Genomic DNA, 19144 nt, shown 5'->3' with positions numbered 1-19144 from the left:
TATAGATAATAACCTATAAAAGCATCAGTGTCAATATACATAAAAAAGAGGAGAGTATAATAATTTCTCTCCTCTTTTCTATGCAATATATCTTATTTTAGAATGAGCATTCTGCGGGTGGAACTGCGGCTTCCGTCAGTCAGATTGTAGAAATAAACCCCGTTGGGAAGCGCTTCGCCCCTTTGCCCTTTCAGGTTCCAGCTGATGCTGTGCTGTCCGGCCGACATCTGTCCGCTGTAGACGGTGGCCACCTTCTGGCCCAGCACGTTGAACACCGACAGGTCAACCTTGCTCTGATTGGCCAGACTGAAAGAGAACCGGGCATCGCGGCTGGCCGGGTTAGGCGAGCAGGGCAGCAGGCTGAAAACAGCCTTGCCGGGCAGCGGCTGTCCGGTCACCCCGGTCGGACCATGGTTGATCACATCGGCCGAATCCCGCGGCATTATTTTGAAATTAGAGTATGTATAGTTTAGAATGCCGGTCACTGTCACGCTGTCGACTCCGAAGACGGGCTTAGCATAATAGATTCCGTTGCTATTGCTGGAATTGTCAATCATAAGGGTATCGATTCCCCGGCAGACCGCCCATTCGCCGAAGGTCGGACTCATCCAGGTGGTATCGGTGCTCAGGGCCTTGGGAACCCTGACCAATACACCCTCAAAGGATTCAGCATTGGCTGCCCCGGTCTTGACATCGGACAGCTGAACATCGGTGACTGCCGGGACGGTGCCTGTGCCCAGAACGGTCACCAGCGAGGCGCTGATCTGAGTGCGGTCGTTGTATTCCTGGACTGTGCCGCTGACCGAAACCGAATCCCCCCGGTTGACGGGGGTGTTCGAACTGACGGTGATGCCATGCCAGGCGCCGGCCGCATCGGCCATGGCGAATCCGGTGAATTCAACCCATTTGGCGGAGGTGACAATACCGACGGTGATAATATTAGAATCGGTCAGAGCCCCGCCGTTCTGAATTTCATAAATGGTGTGCGGGGTGTAAACCACCGCCCCGCCGTTGGTGGCACCCGGGGTGGGTGTGGCCATATCGGCCCAGTCAGTAACCTGGTCACTGTCGAATCCGTTGGGGGACCTCCCAATGGAATGGCCGGCAGGTGCATCGCTAACTCCCGGACTCCAGCCGTAAGCGCCGTATTTTATCCATGTCGGCCATGATGTTGACACCGTCCCCCAATTTACTTCATCAATTACTGTTCCGATTGAGTTTACCATTACCAGGATATCGGCACTATTGCCCAGGCCGTAGCCAGTACTGCCCGAACGGGTGTCGCCAAAACTACCGGAGGTCCAGGCATAATAATTTGTTGCTGATGGGAAGTAAGTTAGAAAACTGTCCACATTGCAGACAAAGGCAATATATTCACCAGCGGCGATAACTACTGATGGAAAAGTTTCGCCAATGCTATCACCGTTGTCACACAGCACCCAACCCGTCAGGTCAACATCATCGCCGGTGGGGTTGTACAGCTCTATCCATTCGCACAAACTATCAGTTCCCCCAGAAGTAGGGTCATACTGCACTTCGTTGATCAGGATCTGGGCGTTGACCGAGGCTGCCGCCAGCACCAGAATCAAAGCAAACACTGTTTTTTTCATTTCCAAACTCCCCGTTTATTATTGAATTATTTAGTTACCATCCAAGGGTTCATTATGCCACTTTTATTTTGGTTTGTCAAGTTAAGAATTGATAAAATTTTATACCCCGATACCTGTGAGGGATACAGAATGTTGTGGTCAGTGCGGCAAAGAATACCGTATGCGGTATGTTGCTGCGAGCGGGCAGATTTGCCCGTTTTCCGGGTGTTTCCCACCAGAGGCGGACAAGCGTGGGCAATAACCCCGTAAATAAAATGGTACCCCTGGGCCGATTCCCCGCTGGCAGCATAAATACCCCAGTGCCTGACAATAGTCCGCCGCAGGAGGGCTGTATTACTTTTCAGTCGTGCGACGGCGGGGCCGCCGCCGCTTGGCATATTTCATGACAGCAGGAGGAGAACGCCGACACCACCGATTTATCGGGGTGCTCTATCCATCTTCAATATAAAGAGCAACGGGTAATAAATGGTACCCCTGGGCCGATTCGAACGGCCGACACACGGTTTAGGAAACCGTTGCTCTATCCATCTGAGCTACAGGGGCACGTAATATCCGTCTATGTTTTCAAATTTTGTCATATTATAGCAAAACCACTGCCATATTTCAAGCCTGAAAAAGGGACGGCCCGACCCTGTATTTGCCCTTCCATCAATGGTGACATCCAGTATTTAGAGCGAAGCTCCAGAATATCCGGTTTAACCGATAAGCTCCTTTATCTTTTCAGTCAGTTCGTTTATCCGGAACGGCTTGGTAAGGTAATAGTCGGCGCCGGCCGCCATTCCGGCTTCGATGTCCCGGCCGCTGGTCTTGGCGGTCAGCATTATGACCCTGATGTCCCTGGTGTCCGGCGAGGCTTTGATCCGGCGGCAGACCTCTATGCCATCTATCCCCGGCATCATTATATCCAGCACCATCAAATCGGGATGCAGCGACCCGGCCTCCCGGAGGGCCTGGTCGCCGTTGACTGCCTGAAAAACCTGATAGTTCTGGCGGGTCAGCAGTTCCGTGATCAGGAACAGGACGTTGTTGTCGTCATCGGCCACCAGTATTTTTTTCATTGCCTCCATAGCTTACCCCAAAAAATGATTTTAAATTCCATCAGCCGGGTTGCCGCATTCCAGGGCGGCCTTGACCTTCTCCTTCAGTTCGGCCAGATTCACCGGCTTGGTGATATAGGCGGTGATACCGGAGGTGCCCACCACGTAATCGTCCTGCAGATGTTTGTAGGCCGAGCAGATTATCACCGGCGTGTTCTTTTTAAGCTCCCGGATCTTCTCCACCACCTCCAGGCCGTTCATCTCCGGCATCTTGATGTCGAATATCAGCAGGTCGAATTCTTCTTTTAATATTTTCCGGAGAGCCTCCCGGCCGGTGGCTGCGGTGGTAACCTGGTAGCCCTCTTCGCCCAGCACCTCCTCCAACAGCAGCCGGATGTTGGCCTCGTCGTCCGCCACTAAGATCTTTTTCATGTCCTCTCCTTTATGATTTATTTTGTTCCTCCAGCGACTAAATACAGCAATATGTCATTCCCGCACCGGCGGGAATCCAGGGTTTTTCACCGCAGAGGCGCGGAGATTTTATATGGACTACGTGTCATTCCCGGCTTGACCGGGAATCCAGGGGGTTGTTTTGCCGCAGAGGCGCTGAGATTTATAATATACTTTTTAGTGCCTGCCAGTCGGAGCCTTGGCGGAGGCTGGTCATTCCTGCGAAAGCAGGAATCCAGACCTTTTCTGGATGCCCATATTCATGGGCATGACAACATGGGTTATTGGCCAATTTGAACGCCGAAGTAATTATTACTTTGGTGTTGCCTCGGCTGTATCCAACTGCTTGTTCAGGGGCAAAAATAACGTGAACTTTGTCCCCCGGCCTATCTCGCTTTCCACATTGATATGCCCCTGATGCTCTTCTATAATCTTCTGAATGATGGCCATCCCCAGCCCGGTGCCGGCCTGTTTGGTGGTAAAGAACGGTTTGAAGATGGAGTCCAGATTCTCCGGCGGGATGCCGCAGCCGTTATCGGATACGGTCAGTTCAACCCCCTGGCCCTCGGAGCCAGTCTTCTCGATGGCCGCTATCTCAATCCGGCCGCCGTCATTGATGGCCTCGATGGCGTTATTGGTCAGGTTTAAAATGACTCTCTCCAGCCTGACCGCATCGCCATGAATGGCCGACAGGGATGCGGGGATGTTTTTCGCTAGCTGGATATTCTTTTCCGCCGCCCTGGCTTTTTTGGCGTCGATCACTTTATCTATCAGCAGATCCAGACGCAACTCCGACCAGATGGTCTTCTTCTGATGGGCAAAGTCCAGGATGTCGGATATCAGGGTATCCACCCTGAAGGCCTCATGAACTATGATGTCCACGTATTTGCGGTTTTTGTCCGCTTCCCCCACCCGGGACTGCAGCAGCTGGGAGAACCCGGCGATGGAGTTAAGCGGGTTCCTTATCTCGTGGGCCATCACCGCCGCCATCTCACCCAGGACGGCCAGTTTCTCGGAGTGCTTGACCCTCTCCTCCAGCGATTTGGTCTTGGTCAGGTCGCTGAAGATGGCAATGGCGCCGTTGGTTCTTGCTGTCTGGCTGTGCAGCAGCGAGGTGGAGATCCCTACGGCAACCTCCTTGTCGCTGAAGGAGGTCACTCCGATCTCGTTGCGGTGGACGTTTTCCCCGGTCTCCATGGTTCTGATCAACAGGTCGTTGATGGGCTTAAACCGGGGGTGTTCGTTCAGCTTTTTCCCGATCACGGCATGTGAAACTATGTGAAAGATATCGCTGGCCCCCTTGTTGAAGGTGGTGACGACTCCGCCCACATCCACCACTATCACTCCGCTGTTGACGCTGGCCATAATGTTGTCGTTGTATTCCTTGTAATATTTCAGGCTCTCGTTGGATTTTAATATCTCATCGGTGGCCAGCTCGATCTCCCTTTTTAACCGTTGATTGACCCTCTCCTCCTCCTCCTTTTTCTTGCGCTCCACCGCCGCCTGGCTGGCCCAATAACTGCTGAACAGGGCCACCAGAAAGAAGAACGGCAGGCGGATCCAGAACGACGGGGTGGAGAACACCTCCGGCCCGGAGTTGTGGTACACCAACCAGCCGTAAAAGACTGAGGCCACGAAAGCCACCGGAATGGTGCTCTTTACGTTCTGTCCCACGCTGGACATGAAGATGCTTAAGAAATAGATCAGGTAGAAATCGGTGTTGATGCCCTCGGCAAAATAGACCGAGGCCGAGACGAAGCATATATCGGAGAGGAATATCACGTAATTGAGCCACTGCTTCTCGAACAGCCGGGCCGGAACAAAGGTCAGGATCATGTTTGACACGAAGAAGAATATGGCCAGCAGGTAATTCTTGCTGCCGAAATTCAAGCCTCCCTCGCTGAACCCGGCCAGCAGGATCACCAGCAGGACTATCAGCCAGCGCATTATCAGGATGGTGGTCTTGTGATCCATGTACTGGACCCGTTTCTTGATCTTGGCCGGTTTTATCCGGCTTAATGCATTTTTGAAAATGTTTTTCATTTCAGCCTGCTCAAAATATTTTCATTGGTTTTGCTCACACAGAGCCACAGAGAACACAGCGCGGTCTTATTTATGGACTCTTCGTCATTCCACACCATAGGCGCATTTCGACTATATTGTCATTCCCGCGCAAGCGGGAATCCAGGCTATTGTACTCAACCGGCTTGACCGGGAATCCAGGTTTCTTTACCTCACACCAAGGCACAAAGACACAAAGGGTTTTATTTAACGTTATTGTCATTCTGAGACCCACACCCTGCCTGCCAAACCGAAGAATCTCTATCACCCGGCGCAGATCCTTCGTCAATCAGAATGAATACCATCCTCAGGATGACGATCTTCTACATTCAATATTCTGGATTCTATGCGCACACATTCAACCTGCCGGGCAAGCAGGTCTTCTCAGTGTGACAAGATTTGTATGCCCTCAGCTACTGACTCCTGTCTCCTGTATACTGAATACGCAAATCGCCTTTTATTCTTTAAACTTTTAACTTTGAGCCTTAAACTTTATGGTCACCCTGGTCCCGCCCTTCCCGGTTATCTTGATGCTGGCGTCTAACTGTCCCACCAAAGAATCCACCAATTGAAGCCCCAGGGTAGGCGAGTTTTTCAGGTCCAGGTCGGCGCTTATCCCCGGCCCGTCGTCGCTGACCTCCAATGTATAAATATCGGATTTATCTTTAACTAAAGATATCCCTATCCTGCCTTTCCCCTTACCGCTCTTAAAAGCGTACTTGAAGCTGTTCGAAGCAAGTTCGTTGATGATCAGCCCGCAGGGAATGGCGATATCTATGGGGAGTTTTTCTTTTAGAATATCGGTGGTCAGTTCGACCTGGTCCTGGGTGGATCCATAGGTTGAATAAAGATCGTTCATCAACCCGCCGACGTAATCAGAAAAATCTATGCCGGCCAGATCCTTGGATTTATACAGTTTCTCGTGAACCAGTGCCATGGAGCGTACCCGGTTCTGGCTTTCCATGAACATCTTCTTATAACGCGGGTCATCCACGTAACCGGTCTGCAGGTTCAGTAGGCTGACGATGATCTGCAGATTATTCTTCACCCGGTGATGGATCTCCTTGAGCAGCACCTCTTTTTCCTTCAGAGATTCTCGGATCTGCATCTCGAACTGTTTGATCCTGGTAATATCGCGCCCCACCGATTGGAATTCCATAAGGTTTCCCGATTTATCAAGGATCGGCACCTCACTCCATGCCGTCCATCGCAGTGTGCCGTCCGCCGCCGTTGTCTGATGCTCGTATTCATTGATCCTGGGATTCTGGGCCAGCTCCTGATAATCTATTTTGACCTTATCTCGTTCTTCCACCGGCAGAAGAAATATCCAGGACTTTCCCAGCAACTCCTCCTGCCCCTTGCCTATGAAGTCGCAGTAATTCTGGTTGACGAAGGTCAGGGTGGTGTCAGGCAGCCAGCGGGTGATCAGGTCCCGCTGAGATTCTATCAGAGTCCGATAGCGATCCTGGCTGTGCCTGAGGGTTTCTTCAGTCTGCTTCTGGTCCTCCAGCACGCTGAGCAGCGCCATGCGGGAGCGCTCGCTGGTTTGCAGGGCATCATCTATCTGGCTTCGGGCAGTTTCCAACTCCAAGTTTTTGGCAGTCAATAAATCCCTGCCTTGTTTCAATTGCTTACGTTCACTGGCCTCCTGCAGCGCCCGTTCAATTGCCGAACCCAGCTTGGGCATACGATCTTTTATGATGTAATCGCTGGCGCCCCTCTTGATGGCCTCCACCGCCTGCTCCTCGCCGATGGAACCTGAGACGATGATGAATGGCGTGTCGGGGGAAAGTTTCTTGACAACCTCCAGCGCAGACAGACCGTCGAACGATGGCAGGCGCCAGTCAGAGAGGATGATATCCGGCCGATAGCGTTCCAACTGATCGACAAAACCTTCCTTGGTGTCCGTCCGAACGGCATTGAACAGCAGGCCGGCCCTCCGCAGTTCATGCTGCACCAGCTCGGCGTCGCTGGGCACATCTTCCAAAATTAGTATTTTTATCGGCTCGCTCATCTTCGTTTCTCCAGTTTTTAACCATCTGACTCGTATCACTGATAAATGTCATCCTGAGCAATGCACCGTGCCTGGCTGGATGAAGGATGGCCGCATTGTCGCCCGTTCGGCTTGTAAGGAATGCTTGCCATACTCAGGGTGATAATGTCCTGTCATCCTGAGATTGCATCACGCCCGACAGAATGAAAGATCATACCATTGTCGCCCGTTCGGTTTATCAGGCATGCTTGCCATCCTCAGGGTGACAACAACTGGTCACTGCGGCGGTTGGTTCAACAGCACCCAATACAACCCCAGTTCTCCCACCTTTTTCACGAATTCCTCAAACTCCACCGGCTTGCTGATATAACTGTTGACCCCCAGCTTGTAGCTCTCCACGATGTCCCGCTCCTCTTTGGAGGAAGTAAGCACCACCACCGGGATCAATCTGGTGCGTTCGTCGCCCTTGACCTTTTTAAGCACCTCCAGGCCGTCAACCTTGGGCAGCCTCAGATCCAACAGTATCACTTTGGGAGGGTTATTCACTTTATTATCCGAATATTGGCCCTGGGCGAACAGGTAGTCCAGGGCTTCGGCCCCGTCCTTAACCCATTTGACCAAATTGGCCAGATTGTTTTTCTTGAGCGCCCTCATGGTCAGTTCGGCGTCGGTCTGGTTGTCCTCGACCAGCAGAATTTCCACCTGTTTGGTTTCCATGTTGATTTCCTTTCTTTTTATCTGCGGAGCGCCATATGCGTTACACAGAAGGTTTACTTCATTATCCCTGTTGCTGTGCGGTATTGGGCAGGGCAAAAAATAGCGTAGCCCCCTCCCCCACCTTGCCCTCGGCCCAAACCCGCCCGCCGTGCTTAAGGATTATCCTTTGAACGATGGCCAGCCCCACCCCGGTGCCCTCGAATTCCACCTGGCTGTGCAGGCGCTGAAAGACCCCGAATAGTTTTGACACATACTGCATGTCGAAACCCACCCCGTTATCCTTCACCGAGTAGATGTTTTCGCTGCCCTGTGTCGTCCCCGCGATCTCCACCAGCGCTTCTTCCCGGGGCCGGGTGAATTTTACCGCATTGCCTACCAGGTTGGCCAGCACTTGCCGCAGCATGGCCGGATCGCCTTTTGAAGAGGGAAGAGAGCCTGTCTTGAAAATTATATTCCGGCCTTCATTCTGGACTTTGAACTCTTTAGATACCGTTTCGGCCAAGGATCTCATGTCAATTTCAATCCCGGCCAGCTCCTGACGGCCCACCTTGGAGAATAAAAGAAGGTCTTCAATCAGTTGGCCCATCTTCCGGGTGTTGGTGCGTATCACCCCCAGCAGCCTCTTGCCCTCTTCGTCGAATATTTCCTTATAATCTTCGGTTATGATCTTGGTGAACCCGTCAATGGCCCGCAACGGCACCCGCAGGTCGTGGGACACCGAATAGGCAAAGGATTCCAGCTCATTGTTGCTGGCCTCCAGCTGGATGGTGCGCTGCTGTACCCGTAATTCCAGTTCCTCGTTTAGCTGCTTGAGCTGGTCTTCAGCCCGCTTGTTTTCCGTGAGATCCCGGGTAATCTTGGCAAAACCTTGCAGTGAGCCATCCGGGGCATAAAGTGCCGTAATAATTGCATCAGCCCAGAAACGCGAGCCATCCTTTCGTACCCGCCAACCTTCGTCCTCAACACGTCCCTGCGTCGTGGCAGCGTCTATCAGGCGTTGCGATGTATTGTTCTGCTGATCCTCCGGAGTAAAGAATTTCGAGAAGGATTGACCGATGATCTCTTCGGACCGGTAGCCTTTCATCCGCTCAGCTCCCTCATTCCAGCTAACCACAGTGCCCCCCGTGTCCAACATATATAGCCCGTAGTCTTTCACGCCGTCTATCAGCAGATGCAATCGGGACTCGCTATCCTTTAGCTCAGCCTGGCTTCTCACCAGCTCTTCATTCTGGCGCTGCAGCTCCTCCTCATTAGCTTTTAGCTCCTCCTCCGAGGCGATCAGCTCTTCGTTGGCAGCCGATAATTCCTGATTGGCGGCCTCCATCTCTTCATTCTTCTCCTTCAGTTCCTCTTGCGCCCGCCGTTCCCCGGTGACGTCGATGTTCGACGAGTGATACCCGATCTGCTTCCCGCTTTCGTCCCGGATGACGATGGCCGCCCCCCGGGTGATGAAGGTAGAGCCATCGGTGCGTTTGGCCAGGAATTCCCCCTCCCATCGCCCGGTGGTGCTCAGGGACTCCATTACCGGCTCGGCATCCTTTACATTTGAGAAGAAGCTGGCCACCGATTTCCCCATGGCCTCTTCCTCAGTCCGGTAACCCCACAGGCGCAGGAATGCGGCGTTGACATGGTTGATGTTCCCCTGGTTGTCGGCCATGCTGTTGGCCGCGGCTGAGGTCTCGAACACGATGTTTTTCAGCCATAGTTCATCCACCAACTCCTTGCGTTCGGTTGTTTTCTGCGTTGATGCCACCTGCGCTGCCGTCTGCTTCGGGGCTTTCTTTTTTTTCAACATAGTTCGTTCGCCTCTTTTCTTTTTGCTAGGTTGCAAGTATCCCGCATCTATAATGCTCCATGGTTTCCCTGGTGAATGTCCATTGGAACGTTTTCATGTCGCGTCTACGACGCTGAGACCTGCCTGCCCGGCTCTGGGGTTACAACCGTTTCGCATCTACGATGCTGCAAAGGTCCGTAGGACCGCCCGTCGGTAGCGCCATCGGCGCGCCATGTTTGTAGGCTCGTAGAGCCGCCACGGTTGTAGCCCCGTAGGGGCGGCATGGCGTATCATTTCCCGTACTTTTTGGGCTGGCCCAATTTTTCCAGCAATTCGTTTATTTCCTTTTTCAACTCCATCACCCGGTCCTCCCGGTCCAGCATGGTGTTCTGCCAGCGCTGTAGCTCGGCCAGCTGTCCCTTCATTTTTTCTTCCGCCCGATTACGCTCGGTGATGTCCCGAAATTCCACCGTCCTGACACTTTTCCCTTTATACGGTATGTTCCGGGCTTCCAGTCGGATCGGGTATGTTTCTCCGTTCTTGCGCAAACCCAAAGCTTCATAGGGCTTTTCATAGCCGGCCAGAATGTTCTCCATTACCAGATCCCGGGAATCCTTGTTGATAAGCAGCATTCCGTCCATCCCGATCAGTTCTTCCATGGAATACCCGGTGATTTCGGAGAGCCCCTGGTTGCATTCCAGTATCTTCCCTTTGTCGTGGATCGCTATTCCGCCGAAAGAGGCGTTATGCAGGGCCCTGAATCGCTCTTCGCTTTCGCGCAGTTCCTGCTCGGTTTGCTTTTCGTCCTCCAGCACGCTCAACAGCGCCAGCCGGGAGCGTTCGCTGGTCCGCAGGGCTTCTTCTGTCTGATTTCTGGCTGAGATCAATTCCAGGTTACTGGCTTTCAGATCTTCACTGGCCTGCTTGCGGTCAGTGATGTCCATTATATTTCCGGACACCCGTACAATTTTTTCCCCACGGCGCTCGGCCCGTCCAATTGTGCGAACCCACTTTTTAACGCCTTGGGCGGTGATAAGCCTCAGGTCCAGATCATAGGATTCGCCCTGCTCCACCGCCCGGCGGAATGCGTCGGTGACCCGGGCCCGGTCCTCGGGGGCGTAAAATTGTATGTTCTGTTCTGGTTGGGCGGGGTCGTAATTTTTTGGCACCCCGTAAATGCGATAAACCTCGTCGGTCCAGGTGACGCGCCGGGTTGCCGCATCGTATTCCCAGCCGCCCAATTTAGTTATACTCTGGGCCTCGTTCAACAGTAGCAGGGTTCTCTGCAATTTCTGGGTTCGTCCGCGAACCTGGTGCCGCAGGGTTAAAATCCAAGCCGCCACCGCGATGGCCAGCGCCGCCAAACCGAACGCCAGTAACGGCAGATATTTCAGGAATTTATCCAGCCAGGGTTTGCGGGGAAGATATTCCTTGAACCATTTGTCGTAAATTTCGTCAAAGCGGCCGGTCTCTTTAAGGATCGCCAGCCCCAGGTTGAGATCGGCCAGCAGTTGGGGTCGGCCTTTGGCCGTCACAAAGCAGTAATCCCTAGGCCACAGCGGCTGGCTGGTTGCAGTCAGGTTGCTCAAGCCGCTTCTATTAATCGTGTATCGCCCAACCACGCTGCCCACCACGGCGCAATCGTGCCGGCCCGAGGCCAGTCGGCGCAGAGCCTCCGGGTCGCTACCCACCAGTATCAGCTTGGCGGCCGGGACATCCTCCCGCAACAGGTCATATATTGAACCACCCTCCTGGCAGAGAACCTCCCGTCCGGCCAGATCATCTAGTGACTTAATCTCTTTTTCACCCTGCCGTACGAAGATCTCGTCGTGAACCACCCAGAAAGGTTCTGCAAAATCCACCCTTTTGGCCCGTTGTTCGGTAAAAAACATGTCCGCCACATCCACGGTGCCGTGAATCTCCAGATCTTCGCGGATCCGGGCCCAGGGGCCCAAGCGGACCGTGACCTCGTAGCCCATCGCCTGGCCGATGGCGCGGATCAGGTCGACATTGAATCCCTGCGGCTGGCCGTTTTTATCCAGCCATTCGTAAGGCGGGTAATCTTGGTCGCTACCGAAGACCAATATTGGCCTTGCCGGAACGGCGGTCTTGGCGGGCAAATCGTTGGTCACTGCGCCGGCGAGGTTAATGGAGAAAAGAAGCGCTGCAACTGCCAGCAGTATAACGGAGACCTTTTGATTATTTTGCTGATTACTCATTTGGTTCCTCCTTGGTTCGGGACAACCATTCCGCATCTATGATGCTACTTGTAGGGGTGTTATGTGGGCCCGTTGACCTTTCCATGCCGCGTCTACGACGCTGGGCATGTATGCCGGGTCTTTGGGGGTTACAACCGTGTCGCATCTACGATGCTCCATTTGCCTGTAGGCTCGTAGAGCCGGTATGTCGGTAGCGCCATCGGCGCGAAATGTTTGTAGGCTCGTAGAGCCGATATGTCGGTAGCACCATCGGCGCGTAACGTATGTAGCCCCGTAGGGGCGGCATGGCGAATCCCAACATTATTCCGGTTCCTTCAAAATATACCTTTGGTCGTAATCTATCCCGTATTCAGCCAGCAAGGCCAAATATTCTTCCATGAATGTCTTTTTGCGGTGATGCTCCTGCTGCCGATCTACATAACCGATCACCGTGTCCAATTGCGAGCGTGCATAGGAGAATGCCCCAAAACCCTTCTGCCATTCAAAACGGCCGGGCGCCAGCCGTTGCTGGTTGATAAACCCCGAGGAGCCGGATTTAACCTTGCCGATCAGTTCGGAAAGCGATATCTCGGGCTGCAGGCCGATCAGCAGATGAAAATGATCGGGCATATTATTGATGGCAATGAGTTTCGATCCCAGGTTGGTGACCACCCCGGTCATGTATTTCCGGATCTCCTCGCTGTGGGCTGGCAGGATCAGGTTCAGCCTGTGGCGGACGGCGAAGACGGTGTGGATGTATATCTGGGTGTAGGTGTTGGCCATGTATCTTTCCTTCTTGTGGTTTCTTCCATTCCGCACCTACGGCGCTAGGTGTGCATGTCGGATCTTTGGGGTTACAACCATGTCGCATCTATGATGCTACCTGTAGGGGTGTTATGTGGACACGTTGGTCTTTCCATTCCGCGTCTACGACGCTGGGCGTGCATGCCGGGTCTTTGGGGTTACAACCATGTCGCATCTACGATGCTACCCGTTGATCTTTCCGTTTCGCGTCTACGACGCTAGGACGTGTATGCCGGATCTTTGGGGTTACAATCATGGCGCATCTATGATGCTACCAGTTGGTCTTTCCATTCCGCGTCTACGACGCTGGGATGTGTATGCCGGATCTTTGGGGTTACAATCATGGCGCATCTATGATGCTAACCGTTGGTGTTTTCCATTTCGCGTCTACGACGCTGGGCGTGTATGCCGGGTCTTTGGGGGTTACAACCATGTCGCATCTATGATGCTCCATGCAACTCCGTAGCTCCGTAGGAGCGCAATGTATGTAGGCTCGTAAAGCCGTCATGTCGGTAGCCCCGTAGGGGCGGCATGACGTATCATTCCCCGTATTTTTTGGGCTGACCCAGCTTGGCCAACAATTCGTTGATCTCTTTCTTCAACTCCATCACCCGGTCCTCCCGGTCCAGCATGGTGTTCTGCCAGCGCTGCAGCTCGGACAGTTGTTCCTGCAATTTAGCCTGGGCCTTCTTTCTCTCGGTGATATCGCTTATAATGTGGACCGCACTGGTGATCGCCCCGCTTGGACCGATGATCGGATCCACCAGCACGTCAAATATCCGGTCGCCAATGGAAAGCTCCATGGTCTCCCGCTTCTTGCTTTGCATCATCCTGGCAAAGGGGCAGTTCTCATCAGGTCGGCCGTCGCTATGGATCAGTTCATAGCATTTGCGCCCGATGATGTCGGCGTACGACAGGCCCAGATAATCGGCAAAGGCCTTGTTTGCCTGTAGGATGTTCTGCTCGGCATCGAGCAAAGACACCCCGTCCATGATGGCGTCAAAGGTGATGGCCCACTTGACGGCCGACTGTTTTATCTCCTCCTCCGAGGCCGTTAACTGCTGGTTGGCCGCCTCCAACTCGCAATAATTCTTCTCCAATTCTTCATTGGTATGCCGCAATTCCTCTTCGCCAACCTGCAGCTCCTCGTTGGCCGCCTTCAGTTCTTGGTTGCGTTCTTTAATAGCCAATTCGTACTGCTTGCGTTCGGTAATGTCCCGGACTATGGCCTGCATGTATCTTTTGCCCTCTATCTCCATGGGCCGGGCGCTGATCTCCACCGGAAAGGTGGAGCCGTCCTTGCGCCGTTGCACCGTTTCGAAGATCATCCCGCCTTTCTTTTGCATCTCCTCCATCTGCCGTTTGAACAGCGGCTTGCTTTCTTCGCTTCGGAATATTTCCGCGCTCTTCCCAATCAGTTCCTCCCGGCTGTAGCCGTAGGCCTCCACCGCCCGGTCGTTGACCTCCACCAGCTGGTATTTGTCGTTGGAAAGCAGGATGATATCGTTGGCGTACTTGGCCAGGTAGTCGTAATGCTTGATCAGGGCCTGGCGCTCAAGCTCCTGTTTATACTGTTTTTTGTAAAAGCCCCTGCGGTCGGACTGCCATAGGAAACCCAAAGCCAAAAAGGTTGCCGCCAGCAATGCAACGACAGCGATGGCAATATTCCTCTTCTGTCTATAAAGCGGGGTATATATCTCTTCCTTGTTTATTTTGACCACCATATACCAAGACGAGCCCTTGATCTGTCTGATCGAAGCCAGCACCGGAACCTTCCTGTAATCCAGGCCTTCCACCAGGCCCTCCTGGCCCAGGACCGCCATGGTTGCCGGAAGAAGCGTGTCCGATAGCGGCAGGCGGAAGGTTAAGGCCGCATTTTTCTGGTGGCGCAAGTCGTTCAGGAAAAGAACCTCATCGCCGTCCCGGCGGACCAGCACTGTTTCCCCGGTCCGGCTGGGTCTCGGCCAGCTTTGGACGAAAGGGTACAGGAATTTACTGGGATCTATCCTCAGGATGACCGTAGCCGCCAGGCCGTTCTGGTCGAACAGCGGCGCCACCACGTCCAAATTAACCTCCTGGCAATTATCGCAGTAATAAAAATCGCTGAACAATATCTCCCTTTTCCGGACCGCCTCTTTGACTATGGACAACGTTGACGGGCTGATGTTCTCGTTGGTTTTCTGATTCATGAAAAATCTGATCTTTCCGGCGGGGTCCACTAAGATCACATCCTTGTAAGTATCGTATATCCGGAACGCGTCCAGACGGGTGTATATATAATTGTACAGGGTTTTATCGGTTGGATCCTTAAGCCAGCGCCGCACCGAGAAGATGAGTATTTCACTGGAGGTTAATACAAATGCATCGCCGAAACGTTCTTTGCGCCAGTCGTATATCTGGTTGACTTTGTATTCGGATATGGTCTGCAGTTCGTTCTTTATGTATTCGACCGTTTGGGCGTTCTGTTGTTTGTAATAAAGATATCCCCCGGCCAGTATGGCCGCCAGCAGCAGCCCGAACACCGCCAGCAGTTTAAAGGGGATCTTCTCCATGACCTGACGTTTGTTCATCTTGGTTCCTCCTGTTTTTTAACCACTAAGACACAAAGGCACAAATGGTTTTCTTTCTGGGTGTCATTCCCGCGCAGGCGGGAATCCAGGGACTTACGAGGACACGGATTTTCAAGACTCTATCATTGCTTTCGTCATTGCGAGGAGACATTGGATGCTTACAAGAGCCTGCACTGAGGACGGCACCTTATGCTGCTTTCGAAGTGAAGCAATCCCGGCTTTTTAACCACTGAGACACTGAGACACAAAGGGGGTTTTTTTAAATATTTTAGCGTCATTTTGTGTGTTTGGTGGGGTAAGACCATCGTGTCATTCCCGCGCAGGCGGGAATCCAGGCTTCTTTACTCACACAAAGGGGTTTTTATTCTAGGATTGTCGTGCCTGCCTGGCCTCGATGCTTCGATATACTCAGCACAGGTACTGCCGTTTGTCGAGTAGCATTTATGCATATCGAGACAACGGCTACTCGGCCAACGGCAAGCCGAACGGGTGACGATCTATTATCTTCACACATTCAATCTGCGAGGCAACGATGTCTTCTCAGTGTGACAGACCTTTTATTCTTTGAACTCTGTCACCCTGAGACCTCTTTCTGCCCAACAGGTTGAACGGGTGACACACTTTCTGTATTCACCCATTCGGCTTGCCCCACTGTCTGCCATCCTCAGGGTGACACACTGCAAACTGTAAACTTAATTAGCCATCGCCTGGTTTATCTTCTGGGTCAGCTCCGCCAGCCGGTAGGGCTTCTGCAGAAAGCCCTTGACCCCGCTGTTCATGAGATCCTGGGCCTCCTCCTCTATGCTGTAGCCCGAGGAAAGCAGCACTTTGACGCCGGGATTTATCTCCTTCATTTTAATAAATGCTTCGTGCCCGTTCATCTTGGGCATGATCATGTCCAGGATCACCAGGTCTATTTCCTGGAAATGTTCCCGGTAATACTCCACCGCCTCCTGGCCGTTGGACAGCGTTGTTACTTTATATCCCCGGTCGTCCAGCATCTGGCTGGTGATGTCCCGGATGGTCTCCTCGTCGTCCACCAGCAGGATGCGCCCGGTTCCCTTTTGAGCCGGCGCTTTTGCGGCCTCCTCTGTTTTTTCCGGACCGGGTTCCGCCAGCGGCAGGTAAATGTTAAAGGTGCTGCCGTGCCCTTCCTCGCTGTAAACCTCTATGGAGCCGTTGTGAGCCTTGACACAGCCGTAAACGCTGGCCAGCCCCAGGCCGGTGCCCTTGCCCTGTTCCTTGGTGGTGAAGAACGGCTCATATATGTGCGATTGGACATCCTTGGACATACCCTGCCCGGTGTCGCTGACCGATATCTTGATGTAACTGCCCACCGGGATCTTGTAGGAATGATTCTTGACATACGATTCGTCCAGCTCGGCCACTTGGGTGGTTACGGTCAGGTTGCCTCCTTTAGCCATGGCATCCCGGGCATTAAGGCAAAGATTGAGCAGGGCATTCTCCAGCATGGCCGGATCGCCCAGCACGGTGCAGGGATTGGCGCTCAGCGACTGCCTGACATTGATATTCTTGTTCACGGTGTTGCCCAGAATGCCGGCCACCTCGGCGATGATGCGGTGAATGCTTACCGGAACCTGCTGGTAATTCCCCTTGCGGGCGAATGACAGCAACTGTTTGGTCAGGTTGGCGGCATGCTCCCCGGTGGTCAGTATCTTTTCGGCCAGCGCCGCCAGCGACGGTTGGTTGATCAATTTGATCTGCAGCATCTCGGCGTGGCCGATGATCCCGGCCAGCAGGTTGTTGAAGTCATGGGCTATGCCCCCGGCCAGCTGGCCGATGGCCTCCATCTTCTGGGCCTGCTGCAGCTGGCTGGCCATCTGTTTGGCCTGGGTGATGTCAGTCAGGGTGCCCATTATTCCGGTGGGATTTCCGTTGTCATCGGCTAACAGGCGGCTGGAGCTACGCACAAAGACGGTTGTGCCGTTCTTGTCTATCAGCCGATATTCCCAGGGTTCCTCGACCCCTTTAAGGTTCCTTTGGAACGACTGTTTAAGGCCCGGCAGGTCATCGGGGTGGATGAATTTAAAGAACGGCTGGCCGGTGATCTCGTCAACGGTAAATTGGGTCATTCTTTCGATGGCCGGGCTGATATACTGGATGATGCCCGAGGAGTCCGTCAGGAAGATCACGTCGTTGATCTGCTCCACCAGGGACCGGTATTTTTCCTCGCTCAGCTTAAGGGCTTCCTCGGCCAGCTTGCGATGGATGGCGAAAGCCACCTGCTCGGAGATAAAGGTCAGGATATCCCGCTCCCGCTCCCCGAACCTTATCCCCTGATCGTAGGACTGAATCACCAGCGTGCCGGTGTACCGGTCCGAAACCAACAGCGGCACCCCCAGCCAGTCCACGGACGGTTTGCCAATCAAACGGATCTGTCCGGAATCAATCAGTTTCTGGTACACTTCCGGCGTGGCCAGCAGGGGCTTTTTTGACCGGATGAGGTATTCGGTGATGCCGGTGCCCATCGGCCTGTTCTGGGGCACGAGGTCGTACTCATCCATGAAATAGGGAAAACTCAGGAGGTCATTCTCGCTATCGTATAGGGAGATATAGAAATTCTTAGTGTCCAACAACCGGCCGAGTATATTATGCAGGCTTCGGTACAATTCATCCAGATTGCCGGACAGGGCGGTCTCGTTGGCAATCTGGTACATGGCCTCCTGCAGCTGCCGGGACCTTTTCTTTTCGGTGATATCCCGGAAGATGCCCCGCACCCAAGTGGGCTTGCCGGGCGAATGGGAGCTGTTGCAGTTTCCCTCGACTATGATCGTCTTGCCATCTTTGGTGCGGAATATGGCTTCGACGGTGGCTTCTTTCCCGGACAATACCTGCCCGAAATTATACCGGCAGTGATCCAGACAGGACTGATCCAGTATGTCAAATATATTCAGGGAACCGATCTCATCCGGTCCGTAGCCCAGAGCGCTATGCCATCGCTGGTTCACGTATTTGAAACATCCCTGCTCGTCAAGCAGCATTATAATGTCGCTGGTGTTTTCGAACAGGTCCCGGTATCTCTCCTCGCGGTCAGCCAGCTTTTTCTCCATTTTGTTCCGGTACAGTGCCATCTGGATGGTCACGTTGAGATCCCGGTCGTTGAAGGGCTTGATGATGTAGCCGAAGGGCTCGGCAGTCTTGGCCCGTTCCACGGTGTCATCGTCGGCATAGGCGGTCAGGTAGATCAGCGGTATGCCCAGCTCGCTTTTTATGATATTGGCCACGTCAATCCCGTTCTGCTTTCCCTTGATCACGATATCCATCAGCACCAGGTCGGGCTTCAGCTCCCGGGCCTGGGCCAGGGCGGCTTCGCCGTTGTCGGCCTTGGCCGCCACCTGATAGCCCATATCATCCAATCTTTTGCAGATATCCCGGGCCACAATGGCCTCGTCCTCCACCACCAATATGCGATATTTAGACATACCGTTCTCCTTTAAGGATCTTTTCTAGATGTATATCATTGCTTTTGTCATTGCGAGATTGCATCGAAGGCCGGCAAATAGCCTGCACTGAGCCTGATATCTTGTGTGGCTACCGAAGTGAAGCAATCCAGGGTTCTCTTGCCACAGAGGCTCAGAGACACAGAGATTTATATGGCTTTTATGTCATTCCTGCGAAAGCAGGAATCCAGGGTTACATAACCACAAAGCACACAAAGAACACAAAGGGTTTTGCTTTCGTCATTCTGAGCCGGGCACCCTGCTTGCCAAGCCGAAGAATCTGGTTTGCCGCAGAGGCGCAGAGATTTTATATGGATTATATGTCATTCCTGCGCAGGCAGGAATCCAGGGAGCTTTCTGGATACCCGTTTCCACGGGTATGACATCCCACTGTCATTCCCGCGTAGGCGGGAATCCAGGCTTTTTTACTCACACGGAGGCACCCCCGCTTTTTCGGGGTTCACTCATT

General features: G+C 53.2%; 11 protein-coding genes and 1 tRNA gene. All 12 read right to left on the bottom strand.

What is annotated here, in order from left to right; genetic code table 11:
• Nucleotides 1–92: 92 nt before the first annotated feature.
• Nucleotides 93–1610, bottom strand: a complete 1518-nt coding sequence (locus KJ869_07960; protein MBU1577125.1) for a lamin tail domain-containing protein — start codon at nt 1608–1610, stop codon at nt 93–95.
• A gap of 466 nt (nt 1611–2076) precedes the next feature.
• A tRNA-Arg gene (locus tag KJ869_07955) sits at nt 2077–2153 on the bottom strand.
• A 152-nt stretch (nt 2154–2305) separates the two neighbouring features.
• Complete coding sequence (locus KJ869_07950) at nt 2306–2677, bottom strand: response regulator (protein MBU1577124.1); 372 nt, start codon at nt 2675–2677, stop codon at nt 2306–2308.
• 21 nt (nt 2678–2698) lie between these two features.
• The gene (locus KJ869_07945) at nt 2699–3079 is read right to left on the bottom strand and encodes a response regulator (GenBank protein ID MBU1577123.1); all 381 of its coding nucleotides are present in this window, start codon (nt 3077–3079) and stop codon (nt 2699–2701) included.
• A gap of 330 nt (nt 3080–3409) precedes the next feature.
• Nucleotides 3410–5140 carry a PAS domain S-box protein gene (locus KJ869_07940; GenBank protein ID MBU1577122.1) on the bottom strand — a complete coding sequence of 577 codons (1731 nt, stop codon included), beginning with the start codon at nt 5138–5140 and terminating at the stop codon, nt 3410–3412.
• 490 nt (nt 5141–5630) lie between these two features.
• Complete coding sequence (locus KJ869_07935) at nt 5631–7172, bottom strand: PAS domain S-box protein (protein ID MBU1577121.1); 1542 nt, start codon at nt 7170–7172, stop codon at nt 5631–5633.
• A gap of 255 nt (nt 7173–7427) precedes the next feature.
• Nucleotides 7428–7868, bottom strand: a complete 441-nt coding sequence (locus KJ869_07930; GenBank protein ID MBU1577120.1) for a response regulator — start codon at nt 7866–7868, stop codon at nt 7428–7430.
• Between the two features lie 61 nt (nt 7869–7929).
• The gene (locus KJ869_07925; protein MBU1577119.1) at nt 7930–9663 is read right to left on the bottom strand and encodes a PAS domain S-box protein; all 1734 of its coding nucleotides are present in this window, start codon (nt 9661–9663) and stop codon (nt 7930–7932) included.
• Between the two features lie 269 nt (nt 9664–9932).
• On the bottom strand, nt 9933–11861 hold the full coding sequence (locus KJ869_07920; GenBank protein MBU1577118.1) for a transporter substrate-binding domain-containing protein: 1929 nt from the start codon (nt 11859–11861) through the stop codon (nt 9933–9935).
• A gap of 300 nt (nt 11862–12161) precedes the next feature.
• Nucleotides 12162–12623: an IS200/IS605 family transposase gene (gene tnpA, locus KJ869_07915; GenBank protein ID MBU1577117.1), complete on the bottom strand. Its 462-nt coding sequence runs from the start codon at nt 12621–12623 to the stop codon at nt 12162–12164.
• A gap of 560 nt (nt 12624–13183) precedes the next feature.
• A complete protein-coding gene (locus KJ869_07910; GenBank protein ID MBU1577116.1) occupies nt 13184–15214 on the bottom strand; it encodes a PAS domain S-box protein in 2031 nt (676 codons plus the stop codon).
• Nucleotides 15215–15906: 692 nt separating this feature from the next.
• On the bottom strand, nt 15907–18657 hold the full coding sequence (locus KJ869_07905) for a response regulator (protein ID MBU1577115.1): 2751 nt from the start codon (nt 18655–18657) through the stop codon (nt 15907–15909).
• Nucleotides 18658–19144: the final 487 nt, after the last annotated feature.

This window comes from Candidatus Edwardsbacteria bacterium, from assembly GCA_018821925.1.
In the GTDB taxonomy this organism is placed as follows: Bacteria; Edwardsbacteria; AC1; order AC1; family EtOH8; genus UBA2226.
The sequence above is the reverse complement of the archived record's forward strand: the minus strand, read 5'-3'. Positions and strand labels throughout refer to the sequence as shown.

What these genes read in the sequence shown, in the direction of transcription:
- KJ869_07960 (MBU1577125.1), bottom strand. Translation starts at nt 1,610, where the DNA reads ATGAAAAAAACAGTGTTTGCTTTGATTCTGGTGCTGGCGGCAGCCTCG.
- KJ869_07950 (MBU1577124.1), bottom strand. Translation starts at nt 2,677, where the DNA reads ATGGAGGCAATGAAAAAAATACTGGTGGCCGATGACGACAACAACGTC.
- KJ869_07945 (MBU1577123.1), bottom strand. Translation starts at nt 3,079, where the DNA reads ATGAAAAAGATCTTAGTGGCGGACGACGAGGCCAACATCCGGCTGCTG.
- KJ869_07940 (MBU1577122.1), bottom strand. Translation starts at nt 5,140, where the DNA reads ATGAAAAACATTTTCAAAAATGCATTAAGCCGGATAAAACCGGCCAAG.
- KJ869_07935 (MBU1577121.1), bottom strand. Translation starts at nt 7,172, where the DNA reads ATGAGCGAGCCGATAAAAATACTAATTTTGGAAGATGTGCCCAGCGAC.
- KJ869_07930 (MBU1577120.1), bottom strand. Translation starts at nt 7,868, where the DNA reads ATGGAAACCAAACAGGTGGAAATTCTGCTGGTCGAGGACAACCAGACC.
- KJ869_07925 (MBU1577119.1), bottom strand. Translation starts at nt 9,663, where the DNA reads ATGTTGAAAAAAAAGAAAGCCCCGAAGCAGACGGCAGCGCAGGTGGCA.
- KJ869_07920 (MBU1577118.1), bottom strand. Translation starts at nt 11,861, where the DNA reads ATGAGTAATCAGCAAAATAATCAAAAGGTCTCCGTTATACTGCTGGCA.
- tnpA (MBU1577117.1), bottom strand. Translation starts at nt 12,623, where the DNA reads ATGGCCAACACCTACACCCAGATATACATCCACACCGTCTTCGCCGTC.
- KJ869_07910 (MBU1577116.1), bottom strand. Translation starts at nt 15,214, where the DNA reads ATGAACAAACGTCAGGTCATGGAGAAGATCCCCTTTAAACTGCTGGCG.
- KJ869_07905 (MBU1577115.1), bottom strand. Translation starts at nt 18,657, where the DNA reads ATGTCTAAATATCGCATATTGGTGGTGGAGGACGAGGCCATTGTGGCC.